Consider the following 19,822-nt stretch of genomic DNA (forward strand, 5'->3'; position numbering starts at 1 on the left):
TTGTACCATGCTTTTCCCTGAATCATTGTGCAATCCCTGACGTTCTTTCGCGTTGCTACATGCAACCGGAAGGACGAAGGGGAGATAAAGGAGAAAAGAATGTATAAAAAAAGAGCGTTGTTAAGCCTGCTGTTGTTATCTGCCAGCGTATCTGTACTTGCGGCAAATATGGAAAGCAAAAATGTTCAGTTTCCCAAGTGTGAAGGGCTGAATGCTGATGGTATTGCGGCGAGCGTGAAACGTGATTATCAGCAAAATCGCATCGCGCGCTGGGCTGACGATCAAAAGCGTGTTGGGCAAGCCGATCCTGTTGCCTGGGTTAATACCCCCGATATTACGGGCAAAGATGGCAAGTGGTCGGTCCCGCTGACGGTCCGTGGGAAAAGCGCGGATATTCACTATCAGGTAAAAGTAGACTGCAAAGCCGGAACGGCGGAGTATCAACCGCAGTAACGAGCGTATTTGCACATCTTTTGATGAGCTGAACACTTCCTGACATCCCCTCGGGTACGCTTTGACGATTATTCGTCTGTACTTGAGGGGCAAAATGGCTAACTGGCTGAACCAACTACAATCTCTTCTTGGGCAAAAAGGATCCTCCGCATCATCTTCCGGCGAGCAAGGGCTGAGTAAACTTCTGGTCCCTGGCGCGTTAGGCGGTCTGGCGGGATTACTGGTTGCCAACAAATCCTCACGTAAGTTACTGAGTAAATATGGCACCAGCGCGCTTCTGGTGGGTGGCGGTGCAGTTGCCGGAACCGTGCTGTGGAACAAATACAAAGATAAAGTTCGCGCCGCGCATCAGGATGAGCCGCAGTTCGGCGTACAAAGCTCGCCGCTGGATGAGCGAACTGAACGCCTGATCCTGGCGCTGGTTTTTGCGGCTAAAAGCGATGGTCATATTGATGCTAAAGAGCGTACCGCCATTGAACAGCAGCTTCGTGAGGCGGGTGTTGAAGAACAAGGCCGCGTTCTGATTGAGCGGGCGATTGAACAACCGCTGGATCCTCAGCGCCTGGCGCAAGGGATCCGCAACGAAGAAGAGGCGCTGGAAATATACTTCCTGAGCTGTGCGGCGATTGATATCGACCACTTTATGGAGCGCAGCTATCTGAATGCGCTGGGTGACGCGTTGAAGATCCCACAGGATGTTCGTGACGGCATTGAACAGGATCTCAAGGCGCAAAAACAGGCTTTACCGGGTTAATTACTTATCGCTAAGGTGCATGTTTCGCTTGCATCATCGCTGTCTTTTGCCACCCTTATAGGATGTTTAAGCAAAAGAACAATGACATGCTACCAAAAGCTTCTCGTATTCCCCACGCCATGACGCAGCATGGCGATACACGTGTTGATAATTATTACTGGCTGCGAGACGACACCCGCTCGCAGCCGGACGTGCTCGAATACCTGCAACAGGAAAATGCGTATGGCCATCAGGTTATGGCTTCGCAGCAGGCTTTGCAGGAGCGTGTTCTGAAAGAAATTATCGACCGTATTCCCCCACAGGATGCATCCGCTCCCTATGTGAAAAATGGTTATCGTTACCGCCATATTTATGAACCGGGATGTGAATATGCCATTTATCAGCGCCAGTCGGTTCTCAGCGAAGAGTGGGATGAATGGAATATTCTGCTGGACGGCAACCAGCGCGCAGCCCACAGTGAATTTTATACGCTGGGAGGGCTGGCGATATCACCCGATAATAGCATTATGGCGCTGGCCGAAGATTACCTCTCTCGTCGGCAATATGGCGTTCGCTTTCGCAACCTGGAAAGCGGCAACTGGTATCCGGAAGTACTGGATAACGTTGAAGCGGATCTGGTCTGGGCGAATGATTCCCAGACCTTCTATTACGTTCGCAAACACGCCACGACGTTACTGCCGTACCAGGTCTGGCGGCATACCGTTGGATCTCCCTCGTCACTGGACGAATTGGTGTACGAAGAAACCGATGACATGTTTTATGTCAGTCTGCATAAAACCACCTCGTTACATTATGTGGTGATCCATATCGCCAGCGCGACGACCAGTGAGGTTCTGCTGTTGGATGCAGAACTGGCCGACGCCGAACCTTTGCTTTTTTTAGCGCGGCGTAAAGACCATGAGTACAGCCTCGATCACTATCAGCACAAGTTTTATCTGCGTTCTAATCGTGAAGGTAAAAACTTTGGTCTGTACCGCACGCGCGTACGCAATGAACAAGCGTGGGAGGTGCTGATCCCGCCGCGCGAGAACGTCATGCTGGAGGGGTTTACCCTGTTTACCGACTGGCTGGTGGTGGAAGAACGCCAGCAGGGTTTAACCAGTCTGCGTCAGATCAATCGCAAAACGCGCGAAGTGATCGGTATCGCCTTTGACGATCCGGCGTATGTGACCTGGCTTGCCTATAACCCGGAACCGGAGACATCGCGCCTGCGCTATGGCTATTCCTCCATGACCACGCCGGACACGTTGTTTGAACTCGATATGGACACCGGGGAGCGTCGCGTGCTTAAGCAGACGGAGGTCCCCGGATTTGATGCGGCGAATTACCGCAGCGAACATGTCTGGATCACCGTCCGCGATGGTACCGAGGTTCCGGTCTCGCTGGTTTATCATCAAAAGTATTTCCTGAAAGGGAAAAACCCACTACTGGTTTACGGCTATGGCTCGTATGGTGCCAGCATGGATGCTGATTTCAGTAGCAGCCGTTTAAGCTTATTGGATCGCGGCTTTGTTTACGCCATTGCCCATGTGCGTGGCGGCGGCGAGTTGGGTCAGCAATGGTACGAAGACGGTAAGTTTCTGCACAAAAAAAATACCTTCAATGATTACCTCGATGTCTGCGATGCGCTGCTAAGAATGGGTTATGGTGCGCCATCGTTATGCTACGGCATGGGGGGAAGCGCCGGAGGAATGTTAATGGGCGTCGCCATTAATGAACGCCCGGACTTGTTCCATGGCGTGATTGCCCAGGTGCCGTTTGTCGATGTGGTGACCACGATGCTGGATGAGTCAATTCCCCTGACCACCGGTGAATTTGAGGAATGGGGTAATCCGCAGGATCCGCAGTACTATGCGTATATGAAAAGCTACAGCCCCTATGACAACGTCACCGCGCAGGATTATCCACATCTGCTGGTCACGACAGGATTACACGACTCCCAGGTGCAATACTGGGAACCGGCAAAGTGGGTGGCAAAATTGCGTGAGTTAAAAACGGATGATCGCTTGCTGTTACTGTGCACGGATATGGATTCCGGGCACGGCGGTAAGTCCGGACGTTTTAAATCTTACGAAGGCGTGGCCCTTGAGTACGCATTTTTGATTGGGCTGGCACAGGGAACGCTGCCTGAGCAAGCTTCAGATCAGGCGTTATCCAGATAGTGCTTCAGCGTTAATCGCAGCTCCGGGCTCATACTGTCGAGATTATTAAATAACCAACGCAGATAGCCCGGATCGCGTTCAGCCACCTCTGATACCGGTTTTCCACGGTACTTACCAAATGTGAAGGTCGTGAGTAACGCGGGGCGACCGGTAATGTCGACCATCTGCTCTGCGGTCCAGCCTGAAGTTTGCATGATGTCGATCAGCAAAGCCGCAGTGATGTAGCAGTCGTACAGAGCACGGTGATGATGCAGGCCTGCGGGCGTCTGAACGCTCAGCTTACGTGATTTATACAGCGCCATATTGCTGTATTTGATTCCCGGCCACAATCGACGGGAGAGCTTCATGGTGCAGATCCACTCACCGGGCATCTCTGGCAATACGCGGCGGTCGAAGCTTGCGTTGTGCGCCACGTACCACTCGCTACCGTAATAGTGCGGAATGATATCTTCAATCCATGGCTTATCGGCCACCATTGCTTCAGTAATGCGATGAATAGCCATCGCCTGGGGACTAATAGGGCGGTCAGGACGCACCAGATGGCTCATTGGGTTAACTATCTTTCCATCAACCACATCGACAGAAGCAATCTCAACAATGCCTCCCTGCAGACCACAGGTTTCTGTATCTATTATGCGCAACATGCCATGCTCCCGACCAAAACGACTAGCGTAATGGAATGATATCACCTTGCCAACCCCGTGGCGTGCGTTGACCGGTTAAGAGCAAAGAACCGCTGTCGGCGCGGACAATCAATTGGCCTCGCTCGTCCCATAACGCACTACTCCCGCGCGCATTGGCCATTAATACTGCGATGGCGAATTTATGCGAGAAACGTTGTAGACGAGATGTGGAGGAGAGCAATTCAGGTTCGCTGACGGACTGGCTACTGGTAAACAGCGAAAAATTCGGGTCGATATCGATACCTTCTGGCTGACTATCCACAACGCTGATGGTATTGCGCTGTCTGGCAATACAGGCCCCGTGGCTCTGATGAAACGTTAATGGTGAGGTCATCCAGGGAGAGAAAAGCGCAATGCCTTTCACAAAACGATTGTTATGCTCTACCGGCAATCCCGCGATAATGGTCATGCGGTAAGTCGCTGCGGCATGCGCCAGCGGTTCCAGCAACGCTTCATCAGGTGGCGCTGGGAGGGAGTCATTCTCATCAACGCAGCCCAACAAGGAGAGGGCGGGGAAGACCAGCAATTCACATTGGCATTGTGCGGCTGCCTGAATGAATTGCAGGTGATGGGCAACGTTTTCGGTCACTGACGTGTGAAGGGGTTCGTATTGTGCTGCTGCGATTTTCCAGTGTGACATAATGATTTCCTTTTCATAGTGTCTACAACCATCTTTAAAGTATAGATTAAGAATATACTTATACTGTAGCAGGCATCATGTAAGGAATCGTAACGTAATATAAGTTTTATTTAACTTTCGGCTCGTACGGTAAACGTGAAAGGGAGACGGATGCCAGGCGATGTGCGATGAGTCTTTCACGAAACCAGTCGCGTAAATGTTCGGGCTGTTCACGTTCAACCACTTCGGCAACGATCGGCATATTGTAGCGTTCTTTAAATGCGACACCCGCCGCGGCCAGATCAACATTGACCTTATCCATTTCAGCTTGCTCAAGTTTGGCCAGATTGATGTTCATAGGCTGCTCCTTTTCTCTGTCTTCCGGCGCGCAAAGTTACTAAGAGTGCGCATTAATGGCAAGACAGAATTGATGATTCTCGACTCGATCATTGTAGAAGGTTATTCTCTATAGATTAGACATAACAAAAAGGAATAGTTGAAATGGCTTCATCTGCATCTTCGCTACGTAATACTATCATCGTACTCGCCAGCCTCCTCGCAACACCCGCTGCATTGGCGCATGCCCACCTGACAAAACAAAGCCCGGCGGCGAATGCGGAAGTCACCGCTTCTCCCCAGGCGCTGACGCTGAATTTTTCTGAGGGTGTCGAACCCGCTTTCAGTGGCGCAACGCTGACAGGTCCACAAAAGGAATCAATCAAGACGGGTAAAGCGACTCGCAGCGATCAGGACAAAACGCAACTGATTATTCCGCTCGATCAAACGCTGGAGGCCGGAAAATATACGGTGGACTGGCACGTTGTATCCGTGGATGGTCACAAGACAAAGGGACAATATACCTTTAGCGTGAAATAACCGATGCTGGCATTTACCTGGGCTGCCCTGCGATTTATTCATTTTACCGCGTTGATGCTGGTGTTTGGTTGTGCGCTTTACGGCGCGTGGCTGGCTCCCGTTTCAGTTCGCCGTTTAATGATGCGTCGTTTTTTACGTCTGCAACGCCATGCCGCGACGTGGAGTTTTATCAGCGCGACGCTAATGCTGGCGATCCAGGGGGGCTTAATGGGCTCAGGCTGGCGGGATGTCGTCTCGACAGACGTTTGGGGCGCCGTTCTGCAGACGCAATTTGGCGGCGTCTGGTTATGGCAGATTATCCTCGCAATGGTCACGCTGGTAGTGACCATCGTTGTGCCGCGCAGCATGTCGCGACTGCTGTTAATGCTGACGATTGCCCAATTTATTTTGCTGGCAGGTGTTGGACATGCAACGCTGCATACTGGCGTCCCTGGGGCTATCCAACAGGTTAACCATCCCTTGCATCTGATATGTGCAGCAGCCTGGTTTGGTGGCTTGCTGCCCGTACTTTACTGTATGAGAATGGCGCAGGGCCGCTGGCGGGAACAAGCGATCTCTACCATGATGCGTTTCTCCCGCTATGGGCATCTTTTCGTTGCCGGGGTTTTACTTACCGGGATTATGAATGCCCTGTTTATTGTCGGTGTTTCCGGCTCCTGGCATATGGCTTATGGGCAACTCCTTTTGTTAAAAGGTGCCCTTGTCATGCTAATGGTGGCGATTGCCCTGGCGAATCGGTATGTTCTGGTACCACGCATGCAGGATAATGACTGTATGACGCTCTATTTCATTTGGATGACAAAACTGGAATGGGGAATAGGGGCCGTAGTGCTGGCGATTGTCAGCCTGTTTGCAACCCTCGAACCTTTTTGATTGATGGACTGGCAAAACGCATGAAAAAAATCATTCTCTCTTTACTACTACTGGCAAGTTCAGGGGCCGCGCTGGCAGCGCCACAGGTCATCACCGTCAGCCGTTTTGAGGTTGGCAAAGATAAGTGGGCGTTTAATCGGGAAGAGGTGATGCTGACCTGCCGTGCAGGTAACGCGTTGTATGTCATCAATCCCAGCACGCTGGTGCAATATCCATTGAATGATGTTGCCAGAAAACAGGTTGAGAGCGGCAAAACCACGGCGAAGCCGATTGAGATTATCCAGATTGATGACCCGACGAAACCTGGCGAAAAAATGAGTCTGGCACCGTTTGTGGAGCGCGCAGAAAAGCTCTGTTAATTGTCAGATGTAGCGTTCTGATTTCCAATAAAAAAACCGCAGGATCTCACAGAAGAACTTGCGGTTTTTGCATTTGGTCGTGTGACGAACTGCCTTTTTTTCCGGCCACTTTAACCACGGACTGGAAAACCTGGCGCTGTCATCTATTCTTAAATGGCAGGGTAACTTAGCCTGCATTAATGCCAACTTTTAGCGCACGGCTCTCTCCCAAGAGCCATTTCCCTGGACCGAATACAGGAATCGTATTCGGTCTCTTTTTATGTGGTGAATGCTATGCCATCCAGGGCCAAACACTGCGTATCACAGGCTGCATTCTGCGTAAACCATACCATACTCCGCCCCTTGATCGTCCAGGATTTTTTGCAGCCATTGCTAAAATTATAACCAGGTCTCAATGTGCTCAGGAGGTTGCATGGCACAGCCTGACAATATCTACCAACGAATCGAAGGTTCACACTGGCGTCACGTCTGGGTCGTGGGAGATATCCACGGTTGCTTCTCTTTATTAATGGCGAGATTGCGCCAGTGCCAGTTTGATCCCCGGCAAGATCTGCTGGTTTCAGTGGGTGATGTTATTGACCGTGGGCCTGACAGTCTGCGTTGCCTGCGCCTGCTGCCTAAAAGCTGGATTGTGGCAGTCAGGGGCAATCATGAGCAGATGGCGTTGGATGCACTGGCGACGGGGGAGCAACTTTTGTGGTTTATGAACGGCGGCGCGTGGTTTGCTCACGCGGATCAGTCTGCGGCGAGATTAGCACTGAAAGCGTGTCGAAAGTTACCCTGGATTCTGGAACTACGCTGCCGGAGTGGCATACACGTTGTTGCTCATGCGGATTACCCGGATGATGATTACCAGTGGCAAAAAGAGGTCGATTTACAGCGGGTGCTGTGGGATCGTACGCGGTTGATGAACAAAGGTAACGGCATACGTGGCGCGGATCACTTTTGGTTTGGTCATACGCCACTGCGGGATCGGTTGGATCGTGACAATCTGCACTATATTGATACCGGTGCGGTATTTGGCGGCGAATTAACGCTGGTGCAATTGCAATAATCAGAAATCGCTGTATTCCTGGGCTGGACGCCAGAAGCTGTCGATGTAATCGTCCGCAGGCAAACATCCGCCGTTACGAATGCGCTGATCGTCCATCGATACAAGGCATTGCTGCTCAGTTTTGTAGACATCAACCACGATATCTTCACAACCGCCGTCAAGGTAGCACACAAAAAGAACCAGCGTGAACATTTCATCCTCAAAGGGTAAAGCCATACCTGTAGTGTAGAAGATGTTGATAGATGAGGGAAATTAACCAAGAAATAACCCGTCTGGCGACGGGTTCTTTTTGAATCAGGCAAGGCGCATGATCCAGGCATCTGACTTACGATCGTAGTGCTCGCGGAACAGAACAGAGTGTTCTCCATTCAGAAGGGCCGGGACGCTGGTGTCGGCATCCCAGGCGTCCAGTTGCATACATAAATCCGGATCGGATTTACATGGAATGGTTAACGTTCGGTCCCCCGGCGATTCGCCATGCAACTCGGCGTCGTCGATCTCAAAAGCGCCAATGCGCACACTGGTTTTCATCATCGTGCTCTCCGTTTATCTGCTGATTGTGGTACGACCAGTTAGGCCGTCCATTTTTCAGCGTAGTCAACGTTAGCAAAAGCGCCAGTCAAAACGTGCGTTATCCTGTAAAGAGTTTGCCATCCCGGACAAGATCGCGTGGATAGCTATTCTTCAATCGCGATCCAATACGTTTTGCCAGACCAATCGGCTGATGCTGGAACGTAACCAACACATCGTCAGTTGCGGGTGAAGTTTGCGGGTAAACATCTCTACCGCGATACCACTCTTCCGCTTCGGCGAGGCTCAGTTCGAACGCATGGCTGTGGCTTGGATCGGCGAGGGCGATGATGGCTTCATGCTGCCAACGATACCCTTTGTTATGGGTCTCAGCCAGTTTAACCCCGAGTCGTGAGAAGCGAACTTTGCCAATCAGGGGTTCAATCTCTGTCGGAAATAACCAGATCTCTTTATCGCGCTGCCACAGGCGCAAATTATCTGCCCATTGTAATCCGCAGGCGTTAGCGGCCTGGGCAACAAGCGCGGATTCACGTCCTTTCAGCGGGCTGAACGGGAAGTTACCCACTTTATATTTCGGTGAGGGTAGCGCAGGAATGGCGGCCGTTTTGCGCAAACGCGCGACGAAGAAACCTTCACAATCGTAGATCTGCGGGAACACATGCAGGAATCCTTCCGGCGTCAGGGCGCGTTCAGCCTCCGGGAATAAATCGCCCAGCGGTAAAAATTCAACGGCATCCGGGTAGGTTTCAATCAACCACTGCATAATGGCTTCGTTTTCGTCACGGTTTAGCGTACAGGTTGAATAAACCAATGTGCCGCCGGGACGCAGAGCGTGAAATGCGCTGTCGAGGAGCTCACGCTGGGTTGCGGCAATTTCCAGATTACTTTCTATGGACCAGTTTTTCAGCGCATCGGGATCTTTACGTACCACACCTTCGCCGGAACATGGAGCATCCAGCAATATGGCATCGAATGTTTCTGGTAATGCCGCGCCAAATACCCGCCCGTCAAAATGGGTCAGGGCGACATTGTTGATACCGCAACGGCTGATATTGGCATGCAGGACTTTGACGCGACTGGCGGAAAACTCATTCGCCAGAATCACGCCCTGATTATTCATTTTGGCGGCAATTTGCGTGGTTTTGGAGCCGGGAGCTGCCGCGACATCCATTACGCGTTCCGGCGTATTGCCATCGGCAAACAGCGCGGCGACTGGCAACATTGAGCTGGCTTCCTGAATATAAAACAGGCCGCTTAAATGTTCTGCGGTGCTGCCGAGCGGCAGTGACGTTTCATCATCGCGTTCAATCCAGAAGCCTTCAGCACACCATGGAACAGGGGTGAGCGACCAGTTATATGGCGCTGTCAGAGTGAGGAAATCGGCAACAGAGATTTTCAGCGTATTGACGCGGATGCTACGGCGCAGCGGACGCTGGCAGGCAGCGAGAAAATCATCGAATGAGAGCGTGGAAGGCATTGCTTCACGCATTTGTGTCAGAAAGGCGTCGGGAAAATAAGCCACTTGGTACCACCGGCAAAAAAACAGGTGCGCAGTGTAGCATAAGTGCTCCGGCGCGAGTACGCCGGAGCAAAGGGAGAGGTTATCGTGGCAGGGCGGTTCCCCATTCACGCCACTCTTTCGGTTCGCTTTCCTGCAACAGGAAGTGTTTACCAGCCTGTGCTTTCGGGGCCAGTGGCGTACCCGGCGGGGTTGCGAAGGCGATACCGCCGCGAATGAATTGATTAAAGGTACCGGTCTTCACGACGCCGCCGGTCAGGCCGAAGTCGAGACTGTAGCCGGATGCCAGCCAGAATACAGAGTTGTTACGCACCAGATGCTGATAGCGCTGGCTGATGCGCATAGCGATCATCACGCGATCGGAAAGGGAGCCGAGCGTCAACCCGGTGACGGTCCCGACTTCAATACCTCTGAACAGAACTGGCGTACCGATGTTTAATGAACCCGCTTCCGGTGCTTCCACCACAATACTCAGACCATCGAGGTAACGAGAGTCGGTGATAGTGGCTTCCTGCAGCTCAAAATCACGGCGCGGGTTACCGCGGCCAGGTTCAACGTTGATATACGGCTGTAAGATGGTATCTAAATGCTCCACGCCCGCGGCTGAGATTTGTGGGGTAATCACGGAGAAGCGTGTGCCGCTACGCGCAAAGGTCTGTACGTACTCCGGATACAGCACCGCTTTGGCCTGAACTTCATTACGGGAAGTGATCAGCTCTAGCGTCTGGATCTGGCCAATATCGATTCCCAGGTAGCGAATCGGCATACCGGCCGCCAGTTTACCGGCATCGAAGGCGTGCAGGGTTATCTGGCCGCCCACTGCACGCGCAGCGGTTTCTGACGCATACAGAATCCGCTTATCGCCTTTGCGTTGGCTGGCGCTGGCGCCGCTCAGGTTATCGAAGCTAATTGCGCCTTTAAGCGCTCGCGACAGGGGAGAAGCCTGAACGGTTAAACCGCTGCCGTTAAGCTGAACCTTGGCGCCGCCCTCGGCCCAGAACACACTGTTGCTGGTCAGCAGGTTGCGATATTCCGGCTTGATATGCAGATCGATATCAAACGCATCGGCGCGTGGACGAACGCTAATCACTTCACCGACTTCGAATTTACGATATAAGACCACCGAACCGGCCTGCACATCGGGCAGCGTCTCGGCACTCAGGCTGACCGTGGTGGTTGGCAGATCGCTCAGGCTGTTCTCAATCGCTTTTTCCAGGTTGGCATACAGCGGGTAGCTTTTTTTCATTTCACCTTTTGTACCAGGCAAAATACGAATGCCGCCGCTGATCCACTCACTGGCGCTGGCGCCAAGAAATTCCACGCCATCAAGCCCAACTTTGACATCGACCCGACTGTTGACCACGAACTTACTGTCGCCTTGTACCAGCGCGCGATGCTGCGGTTCGATGGCGACGGTAAACGAAACGCCTTTGCTGGAGAGCGTGCGCTCAATCACCTGACCGACCTGTACGCCGTGAAGAATCAGCGGTTGGCCGGCATCAATACCGTAACTTTCCGGCGCGGTCAGCGTCAGCGTCATGACGCCCGGATCGTGTAACAAGGATTGCTCTGCAGGAATCACTGCAAACTGGTTACGCGGTTCGCCCTCGCCAGGTATCAGTTCGAATGTTTTGCCCGTCAGAAGCGAACTGAGATTCGCATCGCTTAACGATAATTTAGGACTGTGTAATTCAATACGCGTGTTGTCACGCAATAGCGTTACGACGCTGGGATCGACCGTCATTTCGCCGGTGACTTTACCGCCCGGATTTAAATCCAGTTTGGTCAGTTGACCGACTTCCAGTCCTTGATACATCAGCGAGGTTGAGCCAGCCTTAAGTCCGTCGCCGCTGGGTAAATCGAGCTTCACGATCACGCCGCGCTGGCTGTGCGCGAGATCCTGATACAAACCAAACGTATCGTCGGCAACGGCGGGTTGCGAATCTTCCGGCGAATCAAAAGCAATGGCGCCATTAACCAGCGCTGCCAGACTCTCCAGCTTCACTTTGGCGCCGCTGAGACTGACATCCGCATCGACCCCTGATACGTTCCAGAAACGACTGCCTTTTTTCACCAGATTGGTAAAGCGGCGTTCAATCAGCACGTCGATGGTTACGCCCTGATTATTTGGATTAATGGTGTAGTCATAGACCCGACCTACAGGGATTTTGCGGAAATAAACCAGCGAGCCGCTGTTAAGCGATCCGAGGTCGGGGGCCCGCAGGTGCAGCATCAAATCGCCGTTGTTCAGGCGGTATTTGGGCTGTGTATCAAGCGCGACGAAATGATCCTCTGGCTCGCCGGTACCGGGCATCATGCCGATATAGTTGCCGCCAACTAACGCATCCAGGCCAGAAACCCCCGCCAGTGACGCTTTCGGCGTGACCAGCCAGAACTGTGTATCTTTGCGCAGTGCATCTTTCATATTTGATTTGATGCTGACGCGGACTTCAATTTTGCGCAGGTCTTTGCTGAGGTTGATATCCTGCACCGTGCCCACTTCGACGCCCTGATAGCGAACGGGGGTACGGCCAGGTACAATGCCGTCCGCCGACATAAAGTCAATGGTTACGGTATTCCCGCGATCTTCATAGCTTCCCCAGATAAGCCATCCTGCAATCATCAATGCGATGAACGGCAGCAGCCAGAACGGGGAGATACGACGTTTTGTTTTAATCTGCGCTTCAGTCTGCGAAGCGGGCGTTTCCTGACTCATGTGCATCCCAAAGTAAGCGGCTGTCCAGCCATTCCACTGCAAGAATAGTCAATATTACCGCTGCGCCGAAATAAAACGCAGCCGGTCCCATAGTAAAAGCAAGTATCTGATCGCGATTAATCAGCGACATAGTTAGAGCGATAACAAAAAGATCCAGCATTGACCAGCGACCAATCCAGGTCACTATGCGCAGCAGTTTGATGCGGGTACGCAATCCTTGCTCACAGTTAAAATGAATGCTGATGAGCAACGTAAACATCACAATCACTTTGGTGAATGGCACCAGAATACTGGCAATAAACACGATCGCCGCCACGCCGATATTACTGTTCGCCAGAGACAGTATGCCAGACATGATCGTGTCTTCCTGCCGGGAGCCATTGACATAAATAATCGAGATAGGCAGGAGGTTAGCAGGCAGCAGCAGGACAATCGAGGCCAGCAGAGCAGCCCAACATTTTTGAATACTTTGATTTCTGCGCCAGCGCAACGGTATATGGCAACGAGGGCAGCGACCGCGGGCATCCGGATACCCTGTAAAGTGGCAACCAAGGCAAACGCGAAGCTTTTCATCGGGCCGACGAGCAGGCCTTTGCGGGTAAAAACGGTCCCAAAGCTGTTCTACGTTGAGGTGCGATAACGTCAAAATACTGAGGATCACCAGCGCAATAAAAGCAAACAGTCCCACCCCAGGCTGCAAATAAGCATAGTCCTGAACTTTAATCGACGCGACGCCGATACCCACAAGATAGATATCAAGCATCACCCACTCTTTGAGCCTTTCCAGCATCAGTAGCACCGGGCGTAGGTTCATCCCGAGAATATTGCCAAACCACAGATAAGCGATTGAGGTAACGAGAATAATCGGCGCGCCCGCAACGCAAAATAGCACGAAGGATGCGGTGAGAGGGTCACCCTGGCGGGTCATTTGCCAGATACCCTGCATCACATTGGCGTCAATGCGTACACCGAGCAAAAAGATGTGTAAGAGCGGTTCTCCCCAGGCGAAGGGCATCAGCAGCATCATGGTGACAGCCATTGCTGCCAGGCGCGTTAAGGACCAGTCGCGCCCGTCACGGATTTTCGCCTGACAGCGTGGACAGAATGCACTTTGGTGCGAGCGCATTTTAGGCAAGCTAAAAATCAGGTCGCATTCAGGACAACGATGATAATGTGCACGCGGGAGTGCCTCACCGATGGATCTGATGGCGATTTTTTTAGTGGGCGTGATGCGTGATGTCGTAAGGGCCATGTACCGCGTATCAAAATGTTGAAGTAATGTTATCTTAACTCATGACGGGAATGATCTTGAGCATTTACGCATTTAATGTTTATTTTAGTAGGCTGCAGTTTTAAGTAAGACAACTAAGTGATTACATAATGAACAAATCAGAGCTATACACGGATCTGAACCGTGATTTTCAGGCATTAATGGCAGGTGAAACCAGTTTTCTGGCAACGCTGGCAAATACCAGCGCATTGTTGTACGAGCGTCTTGCACAAGTAAACTGGGCCGGTTTTTACCTGCTTGAGGGCGAAACTCTGGTACTTGGTCCTTTCCAGGGCAAAATTGCCTGTGTGCGGATCCCGGTAGGACGTGGCGTATGCGGTACCGCGGTGGCGCGCAATCAGGTGCAGCGCATCGAAGACGTGCACGCGTTTGACGGGCACATCGCATGCGATGCCGCCAGCAATGCGGAAATCGTTCTGCCTGTCACCGTTGAAAATCAGATAATCGGCGTGCTGGATATCGATAGCACCGCGTTTGGTCGCTTCACTGAAGAGGACGAACTGGGGCTGCGTACGCTTGTGGCACAGCTTGAAACCGTGCTTGCAACGACGGATTACAAAAAATTCTTTGCGAGCGTCGCAGGATAATCAACGGATAACGTAGCAATTACTGATGACGTCATTATAATGTCGCCTGTTCATGCCTGCGCTTGTTGGCTACGTCCGTTGTAATCAGGAAATTTCATGGAAAATCAACCTAAGTTGAATAGCAGTAAAGAAGTCATCGCGTTTCTGGCCGAACGCTTCCCGCAGTGTTTTAGTGCTGAAGGCGAAGCGCGCCCACTGAAAATTGGCATTTTTCAGGATTTGGTAGAGCGTGTTGAGGGGGAAATGAACCTCAGCAAGACACAGCTCCGTTCTGCCTTACGTCTCTATACTTCCAGCTGGCGCTATCTGTATGGCGTAAAATTGGGCGCAACGCGTGTTGATCTCGACGGCAACCCATGTGGTGAGTTGGATGAGCAACATGTTGAACATGCTCGCAAACAGCTGGAAGAAGCTAAAGCTCGCGTCCAGGCGCAACGTGCAGAGCAACAGGCGAAAAAACGCGAAGCGGCCGCTGCTGCCGGCGAAAAAGAAGACGCACCGCGTCGCGAGCGTAAGCCGCGTCCTGCTCCGCGCCGTAAAGAAGGGGCTGAACGTAAACCTCGCGCTGAAAAACCAGCAGCCAAAGCACCGCGTGCTCCTCGCGAAGAACAGCATACCCCGGTATCTGATATTTCAGTGCTGACGGTAGGGCAGTCTTTGAAGGTGAAAGCAGGTAATAATGCGATGGATGCCACCGTATTAGAAATCACCAAAGATGGCGTCCGTGTACAGCTGAATTCGGGTATGTCTTTGATTGTACGCGCAGAACACCTGGTGTTCTGAAACGGAGGCCAGGCCTGGCATGAACACTTTTTTTAGGCTTACTGCGTTAGCTGGTCTGCTTGCATTAGCAGGCCAGGCACTTGCTGTAGAAGACATCACGCGTGCCGATCAAATCCCCGTTTTAAAGGAAGAAACCCAGCATGCGACGGTGAGTGAACGTGTAACATCACGTTTTACACGTTCACACTATCGCCAGTTCGATCTGGATCAGGCGTTTTCGGCAAAAATTTTTGACCGCTATCTGAATCTGCTCGACTACAGCCATAACGTGCTGTTGGCGAGCGATATCGAACAGTATGCAAAAAAGAAAACTGTCCTCGGTGATGAACTGCGTACCGGTAAACTGGATGTCTTTTACGATCTCTATAATCTGGCGCAAAAACGTCGATTTGAGCGTTATCAGTACGCATTAAGCGTACTGGCTCGTCCAATGGATTTCACCGGTACCGACACCTTTAACCTCGACCGGAGCAAAGCTCCGTGGCCGAAGAGCGAAGCAGAGCTTAATGCGCTGTGGGACGGCAAAGTTAAATTTGACGAACTCAGCCTGAAGCTGACCGGTAAAACCGATGCGGAAATTCGCGAAACGCTGACCCGTCGCTATAAATTTGCCATTCGCCGTTTGGCGCAGACCAACAGTGAAGATGTGTTCTCACTGGCGATGACGGCTTTTGCTCGTGAAATAGACCCGCATACTAACTATCTTTCTCCGCGCAACACTGAACAGTTTAATACTGAAATGAGCTTGTCTCTGGAAGGTATTGGCGCAGTTCTGCAAATGGATGATGACTACACCGTCATTAACTCCATGGTGGCGGGCGGCCCGGCAGCCAAGAGCAAAGCGATAAGCGTTGGTGACCGTATTGTCGGCGTGGGCCAGACCGGAAAAGGCATGGTCGATGTGATTGGCTGGCGTCTGGATGACGTTGTAGCGCTGATCAAAGGACCTAAAGGCAGCAAAGTTCGCCTCGAAATCCTGCCTGCTGGTAAAGGTACCAAGACGCGCATTGTCACGCTAACGCGTGAACGCATTCGTCTCGAAGACCGCGCCGTTAAAATGTCCGTGAAAACCGTTGGCAAAGAGAAGGTCGGCGTACTGGATATTCCTGGCTTCTATGTTGGCCTGACGGATGACGTCAAAGTTCAGCTGCAGAAACTGGAAAAACAGAATGTCAGCAGCGTGATTATCGATCTGCGTACCAACGGTGGTGGCGCACTGACCGAAGCGGTCTCGCTTTCCGGTCTGTTCATTCCTTCCGGTCCGGTGGTTCAGGTTCGTGACAATAACGGCAAAGTGCGTGAAGACAGCGATACCGACGGCGTTGTGTATTACAAAGGTCCGCTGGTGGTGCTAGTTGATCGCTTCAGTGCCTCGGCATCGGAAATTTTTGCCGCGGCAATGCAGGATTATGGCCGTGCGTTGATCGTCGGTGAACCGACCTTTGGGAAGGGCACCGTACAGCAGTATCGTTCTCTGAACCGTATTTACGATCAGATGCTGCGTCCGGAATGGCCAGCACTGGGTTCTGTTCAGTACACGATCCAGAAATTCTACCGTGTAAATGGTGGCAGTACGCAGCGTAAGGGCGTTACGCCGGATATCATCATGCCGACAGGTAATGAAGAAACTGAAACCGGTGAGAAGTTTGAAGATAACGCGTTGCCGTGGGATAGCATTGATGCTGCGACCTACACTAAATCAGATAACCTGACGCCGTTTGGACCTGAATTGCTAAAAGAGCACAATGCACGTATTGCGAACGATCCTGAGTTCCAGTACATCATGAAAGACATTGCGCGATTCAATGCGATGAAGGATAAGCGCAGCATCGCTTCTCTGAATTACGCTCAGCGTGAGAAAGAGAATAACGAAGATGATGCACTGCGTCTGGCGCGCATCAACGACCGGTTTAAGCGTGAAGGCAAACCGTTGCTGAAGAAACTGGACGATCTGCCCAAAGATTACCAGGAGCCGGATCCGTATCTGGATGAAACGGTAAAAATCGCGCTCGACCTGGCGCATCTTGAAAAAGACAAGCCAGCGGAACAGCCCGCAACCAGTCAATAACCTCCAACAGGCACAAGAAATTGTGCCTGTTTTTTTAACAAGCGCATGAAGACGTCAGTCTGATACGATAAAATGTAAAGTTGTGTCTTTCTGGTGACTTAGCACCTATGGATGCTTGAAAATAGCCATAAGACCCATACGATATGGGTAATCGCATAGTGCGTTTTGTTAAATTGAGGTTAAAAGAAAATTATGATGCGAATCGCGCTCTTCCTGCTGACGAACCTGGCTGTGATGGTCGTTTTCGGGCTGGTATTGAGCCTGACAGGGATTCAGTCAAGCAGCGTTCAAGGCTTGTTGATCATGGCACTGCTGTTTGGTTTTGGTGGTTCCTTCATTTCGCTGCTGATGTCCAAATGGATGGCGTTAAAGTCCGTTGGCGGGGAAGTGATCGAACAGCCCCGTAATGAAAGAGAACGCTGGCTGATGAATACGGTAGCGAATCAGGCCCGCCAGGCCGGTATCGCTATGCCGCAGGTTGCAATCTACCATGCGCCAGATATTAACGCGTTTGCTACCGGTGCGCGCCGGGATGCTTCGCTGGTGGCTGTGAGTACTGGCCTGTTGCAAAATATGAGTCCGGACGAAGCCGAAGCGGTTATCGCGCACGAGATCAGCCACATTGCCAATGGCGATATGGTGACCATGACCCTCATTCAGGGGGTGGTGAACACCTTCGTTATCTTTATCTCCCGTATTCTGGCGCAAATTGCCGCCGGATTTATGGGCGGTAACCGCGATGAGGGCGAGGGCAGCAACGGTAACCCATTAATTTACTTTGCGGTGGCGACGGTGCTGGAACTGGTGTTTGGTATTCTGGCCAGCATTATTACCATGTGGTTCTCACGCCACCGTGAATTCCATGCGGATGCCGGTTCTGCCAAACTGGTCGGCCGTGAGAAGATGATCGCCGCGCTGCAGCGTCTGAAAACCAGCTATGAGCCGCAGGAAGCGACCAGCATGATGGCGTTCTGCATCAACGGTAAATCCAAATCATTGAGTGAGCTGTTTATGACTCACCCGCCGTTGGATAAGCGTATTGAAGCGCTGCGCAGTGGGGAATACCTGAAGTAACCTGCGGAAGTCCAGAAGAAGCGCGTCGCCAGACGCGCTTTTTTTATGCCTGAACGCGCGGCTGCGTGATACGTAAGCCGCTCACTATGGCGGCAGCCGTTGCCAGTACACCCGCGGTTATCAGCGATATATGTGTTCCGCTGTCACCAAACTGATTGAGCATTAACGCCACCAGCGCCGCGCCGGTACTTTGTCCTAACAATCGCGCGGTCCCCAGCATCCCGCTTGCTCCGCCGCTGCGTTCACGTGGTGCAGAGGTGATGATGGTGTGGTTATTCGGTGACTGGAATAGACCAAAACCCGCGCCGCACAATATCATCGGCCAGATAATATTAAAATCGGAGGGCGCAGAGGGCAGTAGCACCAGTGCAAATAATCCGCTTGCCATCACGCCCATACCCAATGCACCCAACAATCCCGCGTGGACGCGTTCGATAAGATATCCGGCCAGCGGCGCCATCACCATGGTTGCCAGCGGCCATGGGGTCAGTAGCAGTCCTGTTTCGACTTCGCTACGACCGAGCACGGTTTGTAGAAAGAAGGGCAGAGAAACCATCGCCAGCATTTGTGCGCTAAATGAACAGATTGACGTGCAAATCGAGAGTGAAAACAGCGGAATACGCAGCAGGTCAACCGGTAATAACGGTACCGGCAACGCCAGCTGGCGGCGGATAAAGAAAAAACCGACCACGATAAGCGCCACAAGCTCGGCACCAATCAGTTTTAGCGACTGTCCTTGCGCGAACCCACTGAGGGCAGTAATTAACAAGCCAAACGTTAAGGCATTCATTACCGCACTGGGCAGGTCAAAGCGTGGTTTATTGCTGCGGGATGAATTTGGTGGCAGAAAGCGCATGGCCAGCAGCAGGGCAATAATCCCCAGCGGGACGTTAATCAGAAACAGCCATTTCCAGGACGAGATAGAGAGGATCGCCGCGGCAATGGTGGGGCCTGCCGCTGAGGAGACCGCCACGATGAAGGAGTTGATTCCCATCCCCCGGCCAAGCTGACGCTGGGGATAAATAAGTCTAATTAAAGCTGTATTCACACTCATCAGCGCCGCACCGCCAAACCCCTGAGCCACACGGGCCAGAGTTAGCATTTGTAGCGAGTCTGATAAAGCACAGAACAGCGATGCAAGCAGGAATACGACGAGACCACACTTATAAATGCGTCGATAGCCAAACATATCACCCAAAAAGGAGAGTGACAGCAGTGAAACGACAATGGCGATTTGATAGGCGTTAACGATCCAGATTGAGCTGGCGGGTGAAGCCTGAAGGTCGGTAGCAATCGTCGGAAGTGCCACGTTAGCTATTGCGCCGTCGAGTACTGCCATAGAGATGCCAATAACAATGGTTAAAATTGCACCATATCGCTGGGGCAATGGCAGACCATCGGTCTGAGTTTTTTCCATAGG

At 52.0% G+C, this 19,822-nt stretch carries 20 protein-coding genes; 11 read left to right on the plus strand and 9 right to left on the minus strand.

Annotation, left to right across the window (positions count from 1 at the left end; genetic code table 11):
• Window positions 1–99 precede the first annotated feature (99 nt).
• The 3 genes from yebF (at window position 100) to ptrB (ending at window position 3,369) form a co-directional block, all read left to right on the plus strand.
• Window positions 100–453, plus strand: coding sequence for a protein YebF (yebF, locus tag FDX14_RS01420; RefSeq protein ID WP_042307823.1), 354 nt, complete (start codon window positions 100–102; stop codon window positions 451–453).
• Window positions 454–547: 94 nt separating this feature from the next.
• Window positions 548–1,207 carry a tellurite resistance TerB family protein gene (locus FDX14_RS01425; protein WP_061381109.1) on the plus strand — a complete coding sequence of 220 codons (660 nt, stop codon included), beginning with the start codon at window positions 548–550 and terminating at the stop codon, window positions 1,205–1,207.
• An 86-nt stretch (window positions 1,208–1,293) separates the two neighbouring features.
• Window positions 1,294–3,369 (plus strand): oligopeptidase B, encoded by a 2,076-nt coding sequence (ptrB, locus tag FDX14_RS01430; protein ID WP_170973566.1) that lies wholly within the window; start codon window positions 1,294–1,296, stop codon window positions 3,367–3,369.
• Here the strand turns inward: ptrB and exoX are convergent.
• The 3 genes from exoX to FDX14_RS01445 form a co-directional block, all read right to left on the minus strand.
• Entirely contained in the window at window positions 3,351–4,013 is a 663-nt protein-coding gene (exoX, locus tag FDX14_RS01435; RefSeq protein WP_042307829.1) for an exodeoxyribonuclease X, read from the minus strand. The two genes, ptrB and exoX, sit on opposite strands and share 19 nt — an antisense overlap.
• 22 nt (window positions 4,014–4,035) lie before the next feature.
• Window positions 4,036–4,692, minus strand: a complete 657-nt coding sequence (locus FDX14_RS01440) for a carbon-nitrogen hydrolase family protein (RefSeq protein WP_042307831.1) — start codon at window positions 4,690–4,692, stop codon at window positions 4,036–4,038.
• Window positions 4,693–4,798: 106 nt separating this feature from the next.
• Complete coding sequence (locus FDX14_RS01445; protein ID WP_038641397.1) at window positions 4,799–5,029, minus strand: DNA polymerase III subunit theta; 231 nt, start codon at window positions 5,027–5,029, stop codon at window positions 4,799–4,801.
• Between the two features lie 143 nt (window positions 5,030–5,172).
• Here FDX14_RS01445 and yobA point away from each other — a divergent pair, with 143 nt between their 5' ends.
• The 4 genes from yobA to pphA all read left to right on the plus strand — a co-directional run bounded on the left by yobA (window position 5,173) and on the right by pphA (window position 7,833).
• Window positions 5,173–5,547, plus strand: coding sequence for a CopC domain-containing protein YobA (gene yobA, locus FDX14_RS01450; protein ID WP_137348899.1), 375 nt, complete (start codon window positions 5,173–5,175; stop codon window positions 5,545–5,547).
• Between the two features lie 3 nt (window positions 5,548–5,550).
• Window positions 5,551–6,420, plus strand: coding sequence for a copper homeostasis membrane protein CopD (copD, locus tag FDX14_RS01455; RefSeq protein WP_137348900.1), 870 nt, complete (start codon window positions 5,551–5,553; stop codon window positions 6,418–6,420).
• Window positions 6,421–6,440: 20 nt separating this feature from the next.
• Window positions 6,441–6,779, plus strand: coding sequence for a YebY family protein (locus FDX14_RS01460; RefSeq protein WP_042307834.1), 339 nt, complete (start codon window positions 6,441–6,443; stop codon window positions 6,777–6,779).
• A 412-nt stretch (window positions 6,780–7,191) separates the two neighbouring features.
• Window positions 7,192–7,833 carry a protein-serine/threonine phosphatase gene (gene pphA, locus FDX14_RS01465; RefSeq protein WP_137348901.1) on the plus strand — a complete coding sequence of 214 codons (642 nt, stop codon included), beginning with the start codon at window positions 7,192–7,194 and terminating at the stop codon, window positions 7,831–7,833.
• Here the strand turns inward: pphA and FDX14_RS01470 are convergent, their stop codons facing one another.
• The 5 genes from FDX14_RS01470 to yebS all read right to left on the minus strand — a co-directional run bounded on the left by FDX14_RS01470 (window position 7,834) and on the right by yebS (window position 13,851).
• Window positions 7,834–8,025, minus strand: coding sequence for a YdfD/YebW family protein (locus FDX14_RS01470; RefSeq protein ID WP_032939629.1), 192 nt, complete (start codon window positions 8,023–8,025; stop codon window positions 7,834–7,836). It abuts the gene before it with no gap.
• A 102-nt stretch (window positions 8,026–8,127) separates the two neighbouring features.
• A complete protein-coding gene (locus FDX14_RS01475) occupies window positions 8,128–8,364 on the minus strand; it encodes a YebV family protein (RefSeq protein ID WP_029139506.1) in 237 nt (78 codons plus the stop codon).
• Between the two features lie 100 nt (window positions 8,365–8,464).
• Complete coding sequence (gene rsmF, locus FDX14_RS01480; RefSeq protein WP_079223748.1) at window positions 8,465–9,886, minus strand: 16S rRNA (cytosine(1407)-C(5))-methyltransferase RsmF; 1,422 nt, start codon at window positions 9,884–9,886, stop codon at window positions 8,465–8,467.
• A gap of 79 nt (window positions 9,887–9,965) precedes the next feature.
• Window positions 9,966–12,599: a PqiB family protein gene (locus tag FDX14_RS01485; RefSeq protein ID WP_042307836.1), complete on the minus strand. Its 2,634-nt coding sequence runs from the start codon at window positions 12,597–12,599 to the stop codon at window positions 9,966–9,968.
• Window positions 12,568–13,851 (minus strand): membrane integrity lipid transport subunit YebS, encoded by a 1,284-nt coding sequence (gene yebS, locus FDX14_RS01490; protein WP_042307837.1) that lies wholly within the window; start codon window positions 13,849–13,851, stop codon window positions 12,568–12,570. Before yebS ends, FDX14_RS01485 begins: the two co-directional genes overlap by 32 nt.
• A 128-nt stretch (window positions 13,852–13,979) precedes the next feature.
• On the opposite strand from yebS, the gene msrC reads away from it, so the two are divergent.
• The 4 genes from msrC (at window position 13,980) to htpX (ending at window position 18,402) form a co-directional block, all read left to right on the plus strand.
• On the plus strand, window positions 13,980–14,477 hold the full coding sequence (gene msrC, locus FDX14_RS01495; protein ID WP_137348902.1) for a free L-methionine (R)-S-oxide reductase MsrC: 498 nt from the start codon (window positions 13,980–13,982) through the stop codon (window positions 14,475–14,477).
• Between the two features lie 96 nt (window positions 14,478–14,573).
• Complete coding sequence (proQ, locus tag FDX14_RS01500; RefSeq protein WP_003833781.1) at window positions 14,574–15,260, plus strand: RNA chaperone ProQ; 687 nt, start codon at window positions 14,574–14,576, stop codon at window positions 15,258–15,260.
• 19 nt (window positions 15,261–15,279) lie between these two features.
• The gene (gene prc, locus FDX14_RS01505) at window positions 15,280–17,328 is read left to right on the plus strand and encodes a carboxy terminal-processing peptidase (protein WP_079223750.1); all 2,049 of its coding nucleotides are present in this window, start codon (window positions 15,280–15,282) and stop codon (window positions 17,326–17,328) included.
• A 192-nt stretch (window positions 17,329–17,520) separates the two neighbouring features.
• Entirely contained in the window at window positions 17,521–18,402 is an 882-nt protein-coding gene (htpX, locus tag FDX14_RS01510; RefSeq protein WP_003034964.1) for a protease HtpX, read from the plus strand.
• 43 nt (window positions 18,403–18,445) lie between these two features.
• On the opposite strand, the gene FDX14_RS01515 is transcribed toward htpX, so the two are convergent.
• Complete coding sequence (locus FDX14_RS01515; protein ID WP_137348903.1) at window positions 18,446–19,819, minus strand: MFS transporter; 1,374 nt, start codon at window positions 19,817–19,819, stop codon at window positions 18,446–18,448.
• Window positions 19,820–19,822: the final 3 nt, after the last annotated feature.

This window comes from Citrobacter sp. wls710 (assembly GCF_005281115.1).
GTDB classification, from domain to species: domain Bacteria; phylum Pseudomonadota; class Gammaproteobacteria; order Enterobacterales; family Enterobacteriaceae; genus Citrobacter; species Citrobacter werkmanii.